This is a genomic window from bacterium (genome assembly GCA_016124905.1).
In the GTDB taxonomy this organism is placed as follows: domain Bacteria; phylum Pseudomonadota; class Alphaproteobacteria; order Rickettsiales; family RI-342; genus RI-342.
In genome coordinates, this window is record WGMV01000002.1 from 76,524 (window position 1) to 89,907 (window position 13,384).

At 52.5% G+C, this 13,384-nt stretch carries 14 protein-coding genes, 1 tRNA gene and 1 pseudogene; 2 read left to right on the top strand and 14 right to left on the bottom strand.

Annotation, left to right across the window (positions count from 1 at the left end):
- Positions 1-35: 35 nt before the first annotated feature.
- The gene (locus GC177_00430) at positions 36-704 is read right to left on the bottom strand and encodes a COQ9 family protein (protein MBI1274424.1); all 669 of its coding nucleotides are present in this window, start codon (positions 702-704) and stop codon (positions 36-38) included.
- Here GC177_00430 and rpsU point away from each other — a divergent pair.
- Positions 699-965 carry a 30S ribosomal protein S21 gene (rpsU, locus tag GC177_00435; protein MBI1274425.1) on the top strand — a complete coding sequence of 89 codons (267 nt, stop codon included), beginning with the start codon at positions 699-701 and terminating at the stop codon, positions 963-965. The two genes, GC177_00430 and rpsU, sit on opposite strands and share 6 nt — an antisense overlap.
- A gap of 59 nt (positions 966-1,024) precedes the next feature.
- Here rpsU and GC177_00440 read toward each other — a convergent pair whose 3' ends face one another.
- The 8 genes from GC177_00440 to GC177_00475 form a co-directional block, all read right to left on the bottom strand.
- The gene (locus GC177_00440; GenBank protein MBI1274426.1) at positions 1,025-1,555 is read right to left on the bottom strand and encodes an HNH endonuclease; all 531 of its coding nucleotides are present in this window, start codon (positions 1,553-1,555) and stop codon (positions 1,025-1,027) included.
- A 76-nt stretch (positions 1,556-1,631) separates the two neighbouring features.
- Positions 1,632-2,594, bottom strand: coding sequence for a DNA (cytosine-5-)-methyltransferase (gene dcm, locus GC177_00445; protein ID MBI1274427.1), 963 nt, complete (start codon positions 2,592-2,594; stop codon positions 1,632-1,634).
- A gap of 12 nt (positions 2,595-2,606) precedes the next feature.
- Positions 2,607-4,001: an NAD synthetase gene (locus tag GC177_00450; protein MBI1274428.1), complete on the bottom strand. Its 1,395-nt coding sequence runs from the start codon at positions 3,999-4,001 to the stop codon at positions 2,607-2,609.
- 1 nt (position 4,002) lies between these two features.
- Positions 4,003-4,434, bottom strand: coding sequence for an NAD(P) transhydrogenase subunit alpha (locus GC177_00455; protein MBI1274429.1), 432 nt, complete (start codon positions 4,432-4,434; stop codon positions 4,003-4,005).
- A 2-nt stretch (positions 4,435-4,436) separates the two neighbouring features.
- Positions 4,437-5,702 carry a Re/Si-specific NAD(P)(+) transhydrogenase subunit alpha gene (locus GC177_00460; GenBank protein ID MBI1274430.1) on the bottom strand — a complete coding sequence of 422 codons (1,266 nt, stop codon included), beginning with the start codon at positions 5,700-5,702 and terminating at the stop codon, positions 4,437-4,439.
- 49 nt (positions 5,703-5,751) lie between these two features.
- On the bottom strand, positions 5,752-6,792 hold the full coding sequence (locus GC177_00465; GenBank protein MBI1274431.1) for an NADP(H)-dependent aldo-keto reductase: 1,041 nt from the start codon (positions 6,790-6,792) through the stop codon (positions 5,752-5,754).
- Positions 6,793-6,794: 2 nt separating this feature from the next.
- Complete coding sequence (locus GC177_00470; protein MBI1274432.1) at positions 6,795-8,423, bottom strand: AMP-binding protein; 1,629 nt, start codon at positions 8,421-8,423, stop codon at positions 6,795-6,797.
- Between the two features lie 111 nt (positions 8,424-8,534).
- On the bottom strand, positions 8,535-9,152 hold the full coding sequence (locus GC177_00475; GenBank protein ID MBI1274433.1) for an outer membrane beta-barrel protein: 618 nt from the start codon (positions 9,150-9,152) through the stop codon (positions 8,535-8,537).
- A gap of 134 nt (positions 9,153-9,286) precedes the next feature.
- On the opposite strand from GC177_00475, the gene GC177_00480 reads away from it, so the two are divergent.
- Positions 9,287-9,372: transfer RNA gene (locus tag GC177_00480), tRNA-Leu, on the top strand.
- A 484-nt stretch (positions 9,373-9,856) separates the two neighbouring features.
- Here the strand turns inward: GC177_00480 and GC177_00485 are convergent.
- From GC177_00485 to GC177_00505, 5 genes and pseudogenes are all read right to left on the bottom strand, one after another.
- Positions 9,857-10,444, bottom strand: a pseudogene (locus GC177_00485) (recombinase).
- 433 nt (positions 10,445-10,877) lie between these two features.
- Positions 10,878-11,117: a hypothetical protein gene (locus GC177_00490; GenBank protein ID MBI1274434.1), complete on the bottom strand. Its 240-nt coding sequence runs from the start codon at positions 11,115-11,117 to the stop codon at positions 10,878-10,880.
- Positions 11,118-11,236: 119 nt separating this feature from the next.
- Complete coding sequence (locus GC177_00495) at positions 11,237-11,674, bottom strand: hypothetical protein (GenBank protein MBI1274435.1); 438 nt, start codon at positions 11,672-11,674, stop codon at positions 11,237-11,239.
- Positions 11,675-11,927: 253 nt separating this feature from the next.
- Positions 11,928-12,353 (bottom strand): hypothetical protein, encoded by a 426-nt coding sequence (locus tag GC177_00500; GenBank protein ID MBI1274436.1) that lies wholly within the window; start codon positions 12,351-12,353, stop codon positions 11,928-11,930.
- A complete protein-coding gene (locus GC177_00505) occupies positions 12,350-13,342 on the bottom strand; it encodes a hypothetical protein (protein MBI1274437.1) in 993 nt (330 codons plus the stop codon). The genes GC177_00500 and GC177_00505 overlap by 4 nt, the downstream gene beginning before the upstream one ends.
- Positions 13,343-13,384 lie beyond the last annotated feature (42 nt).

The following is a 13,384-nucleotide window of genomic DNA, read 5'->3' on the forward strand; positions in this document are numbered from 1 at the left end:
GCGACCCGGGAATCCAGGTGCCATCCCTCATGGCCTTACTTATTCCGCCCCATCTGCATAAACCCCGGCAGCTTCGCCTTCAGCTTATTGATGCTCATCACATTATCGATGCGCCGCATCAGAAACTCCCTCGTTTCCTCCGCATCCTCGCTCTGGTCTTCCAGCCACACCATCAGCGTGCTGCTATAAACCCCCGCCAGCAGCAGCCGCTTGGTGTAAAAATTATAATCCGTCGCCGTATCGCCCGCCTCATACCACATGGCATCCACGGTTTTATACAGCCGCTTGGTCGCCTCCGCCCAGTGGGTCGGCAGGCTGTAATAGGCCACCGCGCGGCGGATCACTTCCTTATAGGCCGATATCGCCCCCAGCCGGTACAGCACCGCCTGGGCGATCTTGTCGCGGATTTTTCGCTTCGCCCACTCCTTATCCGCATGAATAGCCGCCACCATCGCCTCATCCAGCATCTCCTGAAACGCCTCCAGCGCCTCGCTTTCACCACCGGGAAACAGCCGATATTGGGTGAATTCATCAACCCCGGAGGCCTCCCCGGCGCGTTTCATGCTCTCCCGGCTCCAGCCGCTAAAAGGCACCTCTGCGCACAAAGCATCAAGAAATCTGGCCTTTTCTTCCGCTAATTCCTTCATTTTTCTATCCTTACGGCTCGTGTCCCGGATATTTAACATTTGCATATTACCATGCATGTTGCTATCAAGCGAGTCCTTGTCATTCTAGAAATTCGCCGGAAGGGGGTATTTACCTTGGTTGAAGTTAGCGTACACGATAACAACGTCGACCAGGCGCTGCGTGCATTGAAGAAGAAAATGCAACGCGAAGGCGTCTTCCGCGAGATGAAAATGCGTCGCCACCACGAAAAGCCGTCTGAAAAGCGCGTTCGTGAACAGGCCGAAGCTCTCCGCCGCTGGCGCAAAATTGAGCGCAAGCGCAAGGAAAAAGAATCCTAAATCGTTAGGACTTTATCCAAAAGAAAAGCCGGGCAATCGCCCGGCTTTTTTATTATTTACTACAAATCTCTAGTTTTTAATTTCTCTTCTGCTTGAAGCGGAAATTTAGAAATAAGCCATTTTAAGGCTTCCAGCTGGTCAGCTGTAGATGCTCGCCTCAATTGAATAAGCAGCTGTTTTAAATCTGGCCTAACTAAGGTTGCATTTTGCGCACCTTCATTACAAACTGAACATATTGCACGCAAATTGCCAGAATCATCGGCACCGCCTTTGCTTTTATCGATAATATGACCAATATGAAGTCGCGTTTTTCTAGTAGGATCATATGGATGTGGCTCACCAGCCACCGCACCGCACATTTGACATGTAAAACCATTTCTATCTAAGACGTATGCTCTTGTTTCTTTTGAAATAGCACGCTCAAATGCAGGCTGAGGTTTCGGTGTTTCAAGCAAATACTCTCCAGGTTTAAGCTCACTCCTGTCATTATGGGTAAGAATTAAATATCCTTCTTCTGTACGCAACTCACGTACTCGCCTAGCCCATTCGCTAATATTTCCAGCGACTTCTCTCAATTCATCGGCCTTCATAACCCGGCCTAAATTAGCAAGAAAATGTGCTCTTAACTTAGCCCTCGCTCCTTTTTGACGGCTCACACTTTCCATACTACGCACTTTTACGGTTATATCGAGATGCAGCTATTTCCAAGGCACGCCGAATCTGTCGGCCAACCGCTTCGGCAACGGGAGGAGGAAAAGCATTTCCAACCTGCCTATAAGCAGCTGTTTTTTTACCAGAAATACACCAATCATCTGAGAAGCCTTGTATTCTAGCTGCCATTTTTACTGTAAGCCGCGGTGTGCCTACAAAATCTGCAGCAGGAGCTGAATCTGCAATACCATGCCCATCCACTCCTATAGAGGCCCAAGCTTTTTTTGCTCTGGTTGGCCCCAGATCAGGGCCGCCATGCTTTTTACTCCCACCAACTAATGTTGGCGCAATATCACACGCAATCTCACGCCAGCGCTTCGCACCTTTCCAGCCATTTTCAATCATTAAGTCAAAAAGCGCTTCGCCAACAGTAGGTGGGCGATCCAAAAGATACTCTGGCCATACAAAACAATCTGATAAATTTTTTTGTATAGCAACAATAACCACCCTGGGTCTTAATTGAGGCACACCAAAGTCCGATGCATTCATCAACCGCCATTCAGCAACATAACCCAGCTTACTCAACGAATACAGAAGCTTTGCCCGATAATCATCAAAGCACGAATCCAGCAATCCTCTAACATTCTCAAGCATCACTACTTTAGGACGACACTCATCTACCAACCTTAAAGCCTCAGGAAACAAATCCCTCTCATCTTCCCGACCCAATTGTTTACCAGCCATAGAAAAAGGCGGGCAAGGAACACCACCAGACAAAAGAGCAATTCCTTTATACCCTCTTCCATCAAACGCCTTTAGATCCCCCTGAACCACATTCCAGTTCGGACGATTTAAAGTTAATGTCTGGCATGCCTGATGTTCAATTTCCACCAAACCAACATGGCTAAATCCTGCTCTTTCAAGCCCTAAAGCCTGACCTCCAGCACCTGCACAAATTTCAAGTGAATCAATCATCATAATCCTAATTAATTACAAATGTTGAAGCGCTTTCACCACTTCCTCGGTCATCTTCTTCGCATCGCCAAACAGCATCATCGTGTTATCGCGGAAGAACAGCTCATTCTCCACCCCCGCATAACCAGCAGACATCCCGCGCTTGATGAACAGCACCGTCGCCGCCTTCTCCACTTCCAAAATTGGCATCCCGTAAATCGGGCTGGCCGGATCGCTCTTCGCCGCCGGGTTGGTGATGTCATTCGCCCCGATCACATACACCACATCCGTATTGGCGAAATCACGGTTGATCTCCTCCAGCTCAAACACCTGGTCATAGGGCACGTTCGCCTCGGCCAGCAGCACGTTCATATGCCCCGGCATGCGCCCCGCCACCGGGTGGATGGCATAACGCACCTGCACGCCCGCCTTCTCCAGTTCCTGCGCCATCTCGCGCACGGCATGCTGCGCCTGCGCCACCGCCATGCCATAGCCCGGCACCACGATGACCGAACGCGCATTCTTCATGATAAAGGCCGCGTCATCCGCGCTGCCGCTTTTCACGTTGCGGTCTTCATGCGCGGCTGCCGCGCCAGCCGCCGCCGTGGCACCAAACCCGCCCAACAGCACATTAACAATGGAACGGTTCATCGCCTTGCACATGATGTAACTGAGGATCGCCCCGCTCGCCCCCACCAGCGCACCAGTGATAATCAGCAAATGATTATGCAGCGTAAACCCGATGCCCGCCGCCGCCCAGCCGGAATAGGAATTGAGCATTGACACCACCACCGGCATGTCCGCCCCGCCGATCGGCATGATCAGCAGCACGCCCAGCGCCAGCCCCAGCGCAATCAGCACCAGAAAGAACAAGGGCTGCTGCGTCATCACAAACAGAATCAGCACGCCAAGCGAGCCAAGCCCCAGCATGGCATTCAGCTTATGCTGCCCAATAAAACGCAGCGGCTTGCCCGAAATCAACCCCTGCAGCTTACCAAACGCAATCACCGACCCGGTGAAGGTAATCGCCCCGATAAACACCCCAAGCGCCATCTCAATACGGCTGCTGATGAAAATACTGCCAGCCTCCGCAATGCCGTAGGATGCCGGTGCGAAATAAGCCGCGCTCGCCACCAGCACTGCCGCCAGCCCCACCAGCGAATGGAATGCAGCCACCAGCTGCGGCATCGCCGTCATGGCAATCCTCGCCGCCGTAATGGCCCCAATCGTCCCGCCGATGATGATGGCAAAAAACATCATTCCATAGCTCTGCACGCTCGGGATCAGCAGCGTGGTAAGGATAGCAATGCCCATCCCCGCCATGCCGTACAGGTTTCCACGACGCGCCGCCGCGGGTGAGCTCAACCCCTTCAGCGATAAGATGAACAACACCCCTGAAAGCAGATAGGCCAGTGCAATGAAATTGACCATGCTACGCCCCTTTGCCTTTGGTGTCCGCCACCGCTTTTTTCTTGAACATCTGCAACATACGCTGCGTAACTAAGAAACCGCCGAAGATATTGATGGATGCCAGAAGCACCGCCCAGAAGCCCAGCGTGCCGGAAAGCGACTCACCGCCCACGTCCACATGTTTCATGCCCGCCGCAATCATCGCCCCCACAATGATGATGCCCGAAATCGCATTGGTCACCGCCATCAGCGGCGTATGCAGCGCGGGCGTCACCTTCCACACCACGTAATAGCCAACGAAACAGGCCAGCACAAAAATCGTGAGGCTGATCACAAACATGCTCGGCCCCGCCATGAACGCCTGCTGAGAGGAGATCATCGATGCCTGCTCGGCCAGGTTCCTGGCCTGATCCGCCAAGGCCCCCGCCTGTTGACTCACCTCATCCATATTCATGCCTATCTCCCTTTTTTCTTGGTAGATTTCGCCGCAACCTTCACCGCCGCCTTAGCTTTCACGGGTTTGGCCTTTACCGCTGGTGCCTTTTTGGCAGGAGCCGCCTTTTTGGCAGCAGTCACAGACTTATCCACAGCCTTCGGCGCCTCCATCTTGGCATGGGCAAACCGCTCCTGCAGCACCTTGCCATCCAGCGTCAGCAACGCATCCTTGATGATCTGGTCTTCCAGATTCAGGTTAAGCACAGTGCCTTTTTCTTCTTTCTTTAAAATAAGTTGCAAAAGGTTCTGAATGTTCTTCGCATAAAGCCGTGATGCATCCACCGCCACGCGCGAGGCCATGTTCAACTCCCCCACAACCGTGACAGTTCCGTGGGTAATCACCTTGCCCGGCTGCGTCACTTCGCAGTTACCCCCAGCCGGCGCGGCCAGGTCCATGATGATGCCGCCCGGCGCCATCGCCGCCACCATCTCCTTGCTGATCAGCTTCGGCGCAGGCTTGCCGGGAATCAGCGCCGTAGTCACAATAATATCCACGCCCTGCACCGCCTGCAGCAGCGCATCCTTCTGGCGCTTCTGATAGCCCGCGCTCATCTCTTTCGCATAACCGCCGCTCGTCTCGGCCGATTCATTCGGGTCGGCCGGCACATCCACAAAACTGGCCCCCAGGCTTTGCACCTGCTCCTTCACCGCAGGCCGCACATCAAAGGCAGACACCACCGCCCCAAGCCTGCGCCCGGTTGCAATCGCCTGCAGCCCCGCCACACCGGCGCCCAGCACCAGCAGCTTGCACGGCGCCACCGTTCCTGCCGCCGTCATCATCATAGGCAATGCGCGCCCCTGCATGCTGGCCGCATCCACCACCGCCTTATAACCCGCAAGGTTGCTCTGCGAGGAAAGCGCATCCATCGCCTGCGCGCGTGAAATGCGCGGAATCATCTCCATCGCATAGGCATTCACCCCCAGCTTCGCATATTCTGCCGCAATACCGGGATTTTCCAGCGGCGATAGCAGCGCAATCAACAATGCCCCGGCTGAAACCTGCGACGCATCCGGCTTCTGCACCGCCAGTATAATATCCGCACCCTTGGCGCTGCCGATGCTGGCGCCTGTCGCCTTGAACGCCTCATCGCTGATGCTGGAACCCTCTCCGGCCCCGGCCTCCACCGTCACGCTGCAACCCAGCGCGATGTATTTCTTGATGGTCTCCGGCGTGGCGGCGACGCGTTTTTCTCCGGCTTTTCGCTCACGAAGAACAGCTAGTTTCATACGCCCCTCACCTGTTTCTTGATGGAGTGCAAACTAGCATTTCAATCACTTAAGGACAAGGGTTAGGTATTTGAACCTGTACAACCTCAATATCTTGTAGCACTTCGGGGCTCAAGCGCAGGTCCATGCTGTCGACATTACTCTTCAGCTGCTCCATCGTCGTCGCGCCAATGATGTTGCTCGTCACAAACGGCTGCTGCGTCACATAGGCCAGCGCCATTTGCGCCATGTCCAGCCCGTGCTTTTTGGCAATCGCCGCGTAAGCCGCCGTCGCTTTTTCCGCCAGCGGGTTATTGTAGCGCTGAAACCTCGCAAACAGCGTGATGCGCCCCTTCGGCGGCCGTTGCCCGTTCAGGTATTTCCCCGAAAGCACGCCGAATGCCAGCGGCGAATAAGCCAGCAGCCCGCACTGCTCGCGGATGGACACTTCCGCCAGCCCCACCTCGTAACTGCGGTTGAGCAGGTTATACGGGTTCTGCACCGAAGCCACGCGCGGCAGCCCTTTTGTCTCCGCCAGCTTCAACGCATGCATCACGCCCCACGGCGTTTCGTTGGAAAGCCCCACATGGCGGATTTTCCCTTCCGCCATCAGCTCTGCCATCGCCCCAAGGCTCTCCTCCAGATCGATGACATCCTTATCTTCCACATGCCGGTAGCCAAGCTGGCCGAAATAATTGGTCGTCCGGTCCGGCCAGTGCATTTGGTACAGGTCGATATAATCCGTCCGCAGCCGCTTCAGGTTATTCTCCACCGCTAATTTGATATGCGCGCGGCTCAACCGCGTCTCACCCCGGCCAAGATACTCAAACCCCTGGCTGCGTCCGGTAACTTTAGTAGCGATGATCACCTTATCGCGCTTACCGCTTTTCGCTAGCCAGCTGCCGATATATTGCTCGGTGCGCCCCTGCGTCTCCGCCTTCGGCGGCACGGGATACATCTCGGCGGCATCCCAGAAATTCACCCCGCGCTCCAGCGCGTAATCCATCTGCTGGTGTGCTTCGGCTTCCGTGTTCTGCTCGCCCCAGGTCATGGTGCCCAGGCAAATGGCGCTGACCTTCAGGCCAGTCCGTCCTAATTCACGATATTCCATATCTACCTCAAGTGATCCAGCAAGCGATAGCGCATCACATCCCCGTCTTCCGTCAGGGGAATTTCATTCACCATATGCAGCGCCAGCATGTCGCGCTCACTTTCCTTCAATCGCTCATCGAGCCATTTCTGGAAGGATTTCTTGGTTTTGATATCGCTGTCGCCCGCATCCACAAACAACGCATAGCGCACATCATCTTGACGTAAATTACCCGGTATCTCCAGCACCACGGCACGGATGGCCCGCTCGGATGCCTCCGCCTCCAGCTTCTCCAGCCAGGCGGGCAGGCTGAAACCGTGCTTGCTGTCCTGTCCGCGCCGTGTGGTGATTTCCACATGCCCGTCCGGATGGATCACCCCCATATCGCCCGTATGGAACATCCCCCCGCGGAAGGCGCGCTTCGTCGCCGCCGGGTCCTTGTAATAGCCCTTGAACACCGTATTACCGCGGATCATGATCTCACCCACGCTTTTGCCGTCCAGCGGTACGGGCTTCATCGTGTCCGGGTGCATCAGCTCAAGCCGGTCAAGCGTGGGATAATGCGCCGAGGTATGCGCACGCAGCCCTTCCTGCTTATTCTCACTGAACTGGCAGATTGCCGCCGGGCCGTAGGTCTCCGTCATGCCGTAAAGCAGCGTAATCTTGAAACCGGCTTTCTTGAGAATCTCGATATCGGCAGGGTTATACCCGTCATCCACCACCTCCAGCACCACCGGCTGGGATAGTTTTTTGCCTTTCACCCGCTCGGCCAGCCAGGCCAGCAGCCCACGCTTGCCGCCCATATGCGTCACCTTATGGTGCTTGATAAGCGCGATGATATCATCCACCACATCCAGCGAAGGCAGGCAGATCTGCGTGCCTGCCACCGCCGCCACCGACCATACATGGCACCAGCCGTGGGCGCGGAACATCGGCAGCGTCCACAGATACACCGTGTCACGCCCCATGCCACCGCTGACGACATTGGCCAGCGTATCCAGATACGCGCCGCGATGATGATACAAAACGCCCTTCGGCGCGCTTTCCGTGCCCTGCGTATAATTCAGCCCGATGGACTGCCACTCGTCATGCGGGCCCACCGCGCGAAAATTCGCCGAGCCGCTCATCACAAATGTCTCATAATCGCGAATTTTAGTGTTCTTGCCCTTCTTGGCCTTCGGCATCCCCGCCACAATCACCGCGGGCGGACGCGCCAGCAAGGCGATCGCCTCATTCAGCCTGCCAAGGCAGCTGTAATCCACCAGCACCACGTTCGCCTCGCTATGCCCCAGCAGATAGGCCAGCGTCTCCACATCGCGCCGGGGGTTGATCGTGGCAATCACCGCCCCAAGCATGGGGATGGCATAATGCGCCTCCACCATCATCGCTGTGTTGGGAGACATCACCCCCACCACCTGCCCTTCTTCCACGCCCAGCGCATGCAGGGCACCCGCCAGGCGGCAACTGCGCTCATAAAGCTCGGCATAATCATACTGGGCCTGGCCATCCACCAGGGCCACATGGTCCGGGTGCACGGTGGCGGCCCATTCAAGGAAGGATATCGGCGTCAACGGCCGGTAATTCACCTGGTTGGGGTAAAAAGCGCTGTCCGTTTCGCCCACGCCATGGGCCTGCACTGCTTCCTGGGGCATGCATCACTCCGATATGCAAACGGCCGAAATGAAAACACCCTGTGGTAACGAAGCGTGCCCATCCGGCTCATCACTTCTACACCACAGGGTGCGTCAAGATGCTACTAAATTTTAGAAGTTGAAGCGTGCGCCCACTTCTGCGCTGTGCGACATGATGCCTTCCAGATCCACGCCATTGATGGTGGCATCCGTCGTCCCCAGCAGGCGATAGCCCAGCGTCAGGTCCAGGTTCGGCATCGTAACGGGCGAGTAGGCAACACCGGCTTTGAACTGGTAGGCCCACACATTGTCGTCGTCATTACCCGTGCCACTGTCCAGCTTCACCGTTGCGGCACCGCCCCCGAAGCCGAGATACGGCGTGAAGCGGCTGCTGTTATGGAAGTCGAACATCAGGTTCGCCATGATGGCCGAAGTGGCGAAATCACCATTCAGGTTCGTGCCAACACCGCCCACCGTGAATTTATCATTGTCGTTTTTATTGTGGAACACTTCCGCTTCCAATCGCAGGAACGGAGCAGACACCGGGCGATAGCCGAGCGATGCCGAGAAATTGTAACCGCCGTCGAAGCTGACTTCGGAATTGGTGCCGTAATCGGCATCCATCTGGCTGGTATAACCGGTGGCAAGGCCAACATACCACTTGGGAAATGCGCCTTCGCTCGCCTGAGCTGCGCCTGCCAACGTGGTGCCTGCCAGCAAGGCCGCACATACCATATATATAGGTTTCATAGCCAACTACCCCCTAGGTTTTGTAGGTCTATAGCACAATCATCAATAGCCTGCAAAGACTAAAGAAAGGTAAAGGCTTGAAAATTTTCTCTTGAGGCACCGCTTCCCGCCCCTTACACCACAAGTCGTGGATTGCCCGCGTGGCGGAATGGTAGACGCTGCGGACTTAAAATCCGTTTCCCGTAAGGGAGTGCCGGTTCAAGTCCGGCCGCGGGCACCATCTCTTTATGATCTGTCTGCAACGCCATCAAAACCCTGAAGGGCAGCGCGGTTGCGGCGGTTCTATATCCCTCATTTCGATGGTATGGAAGTTTCTCAGCGAAAACGAGTTTTAGGACGTTTCTCTTATCCTCTAAACATCCATTAGCCCATATTTTATGCGGGTTTCCGAGAAAATTTATAGCGGTTCTATAAGTTTCGTCGAAGGTCTTGATCGGACGCCCACAATTTTTGATTTTTTCCTTCATGCTGATTTTTTCTTTATCCAGTTTTCTGATCTGGCCTTCATAGGTTTCGATCAGTGTTGAACTGTTGGTATCAACAATCCGTTCCAGAAATTGCCCGATTTTGTGATCCAGTTTTTGAAGCTGGATTTTTAATACCTGGCTTTCTTCCTTCTGACGGCTGGCAGTGGCATCCCACAGCTTCTTAAACATAGCGGTTGCCATCTCAAATAGGTCCTGGGAGGGCTGTAAGCTTATCAGCAATGCTTCAAACTCAGCCTCAAGCTTCTCACGGCGGATGGTTTTGCCGTACAGGTCACAGGTTTTATGCTGGCAGTAATAATAAGGATATTTGCCATTCCTGCCCTTAGACCAGCAGGAGGTCATAGGATCGCCGCAGCAAGCGCATGTAACAAAGCCGCGCAGCGGAAAATCCAGGTTAATGTCTTTTCGCGCCGGTGCCTTGGCGTTAGCTTTCAGGCGCTCCTGAATCTGTTGCCATGTTTCAAAGCTGATAATCGCTTCATGCTGAGCGGCCCGAAAGCTGACCGACCAATCAGGCAAATCAATATATCCAGCGTAGGTAGCACGAACCAGTACCTCATGGATGCGTTGACAATGCACTTCGCCTTTATCGTTTTTTGGATATTCAGGATGGGATTCCAGAAATAGCTTTAATTCGCTCAATGTTTCAAATCGACCGGAAGCAAATCCTTCCATCGCTTCTTGCAAGATGGAAGCCAGCGGTTCATTCCTGACCAGCATTTTCCCGTGACCAGGTTTGGTTGCGTATTTGTAGCCCACAGGCGCATGAAATACCCAGTAGCCATTCTGCAAACGCGACCGCATACGGCTTTTGACTTGTTCAGCGTTCTTTTCGCGCTGATGCGCGGCAACGGATGCTAAAAGATGCTCTACAAGGCGGCTGTCTGAATCCTCTCCAAATTCAATGGATGGGGATTCCAGCTTTGCTTTCGTGTTGGCAATAGCAGTACGCAGCTTGATATGCGTTTCAATATCGCGGGCAAGACGGCTGATATCGTCAATGATGACAACGTAGATATCTTTCTTGTTCTGTTTCAAGAAACGAAGCATTTCCTGCATACTGCGACGCTCTAGCAATGCGCCGGTTACACCTCTTTCGTGAAAGACTTGCTCGACATCATATCCTTTGCGTTCGGCAAATTCGCGGCAGCGCGTTTCCTGAGATTCAAGTCCGTGTCCGTCCGTCACTTGCTTTGGGTCTGATACACGGCAATAAATTACTGCTTTTTGTTGCATATTATTCTCCTTCTGCGCTGGCGCTGAAGCTCTTGGAAAGTTGGTTGTTATGAGACTCTATCTCGCTTGGAATCGCCTGTAAATCTTGCTTTAGGCAGAGTTGCACAGGATGGTAGCCGAAGGCTGTATCCACGAAACTTTGCATCATAAGCCATATAGTGCGGATCAATTCGATCTTCTGCTCCTCGCTTAGATCAAACCGATCAACATATTGGCGATATTCTTCGATATCTGGTTGCATGATGGCAATACAATCCCTTCGCGCGGCAAGGCCAGCGCGTTCTTTAGGCGTTGAATTTGTTTGGAAATAAAAAAGCGGACCGCGCAAGGCACGAGTCCGCTATTCTATGTAGTACAATACTAAATAATGGCCGTTTCGTCCGCTACTGAATGGTCCGGCTTTTTCTGTCCGGATTCCATATTCAGGTTGAAGCAGATTTTGAGCAAACCGCCGGTCCAGATATCACGGACTTTCGTTTTGCCCATGCCTAAGCGCCAGCAAATAACTTTCCAGCGCACTTTTTCTGCCCGCATCCAGACAATCTTGCGCGTTAGCTCATCATCAATCCACCACAGCCATTGCAGCGCCTTTTCCATGCGACTGATGGCCTCCGGTGTGGGAGGCCCCAGGCGCGTCGGCAGTTTATCGCTTTGCAGTTGTTCAAAGGCCGTGCGGACAATGGGAGGCCATTTGCTAAAATGCCCTGGCACTTTAACGCTGGGAAGCCGGTGCAAGGTGCGGGCGGCATCTTCCAGGTGATCTGCTATCTCGGTAATGGTCCAGGAGTTATTACGCATTAGCAGCCTCCATGATTGTGGAGACAGCCTTGTTTTCTATAATACCTGAGTATGGGCGCGGATGGTCAAATGCGATGCTATCATATAGGAAATAAGAATTTATTCCTAGCCTAAATCGTATTACATTCCATGCGGTTGAGTCATTCCAGCCATTCATACACACCTCCATGCTTGGGTATGCATGGATATTACTGAATCGCCCATATTAGGGCGAGGCTAACGCCGGACATGAAATGGACAAATCCGCCTAGCGTTATTTAGGCTCTTTCCGTTTAAAATCTGGCGTAATGACTTTACCTTCACCGGAATGTGGGGGGTCATCATTCTCCATATCCGGACGCAGGATATGGCTATAGAACAGATTGATGATTGCATCGGAGCCAATACCGATTGCATGGTCCATAGCGGATCGACCGCGAACATCCTTTAACATAGGATTGACACGTACTTTTGACTGCTCAAATAAATATTCGCACAGGGTAAAGTTATTATTGCTTGCAGCCCAATGTAGGGCGGTAAGACCTGATTTATCAGAGGCGTTGATACAGTCGGGATTCTCCCAAAGAGCCAGCTTCACTTCTTCTAAGTTATTCGTTTTCGCCCCTTCCACAATTTTGTGAGAAGGCCGAGTCACGTTAGTTCCTTTCTTTTTATCCAAACCAGATTTTGGCGGTTTCATAACACAGGCCCTTCCATATTCGCCACAAATTTCTTGAAGTTACTTAAACCCCTAATTTTAAAGAAATCCGTATGCGCCTTTCTCTTTTGAAAGCCAGCTTGTGCAACAATCAAATCAGCATTATCCTCAGGACGCTCCCTTATTCTTTTTTTCTTACTCTTTTCTTCGACGCCTTGTTCAGAATCGGTCTTTTCCTGAAAATAAAGTTTTACCGAATTCGTCTCATACCCTTTTGTTTGTAAAATACCATGATAGTCATCACCTTGAGAGCTGGGCACAATCAGACCTGTCTCCACATTTTCGAGTACCAAAAAATCGCCGATTTTGTCCGCTGGTAATTCCTGCAAGTAGAAAAGGATTTCAAGTTCGCTTAGTGTGGTTGGCGTGACTATTTTACCTCTGGTCTCAGCGTAGTGCTGAATGTTTATAAAAAAGTCAAACTTGTGAACTCTCAAAAACGGTGTCTTATCAATTGCTCTGAAGAATACCAAATTACCAGACGACCTGTTATAACCAAAAGGGCGGCGCTGGTGATAATATCCTACCTGCTCCAATGCTTTTGCTTTGTTCAGTAAAGCCCGATCTGTAAGGCAGGAAGCAATATTGGTAAATCTCGTAAGCGTAGTGCAGGTGGAGATATATAAATCTTCTACAGTTGCTTCAGTTTTATAATGTGGCATTACAAGTGAGACATATTTCTCATACACTCGAATTTTATCTGTGTCTGGCGGCACATGATTTTTACTGACCCAGTTCCAAGGATCATGCTCATTTAATTCAGCAGATACTTTTAAAAGCCTCTGCTCGTCTTTAGAAAGAAGATGCTTGTTTTCGTTAAGAGTGCGATTGATCCAATAACTGTAACCTCTCTTTCCTATTCGTTCGTTCTCTAAGAAATACTCCAACAAGCCCCATTTAATCTGCCGGAGCCTTAATGGCGAAAATTCTTCTATAACGCCGTTACTTTTATCTGTTTTTTGGTCGCTCATACCTAAACTGTTTGTCCATTTCGTGTCCGGAAGCACGCGGGA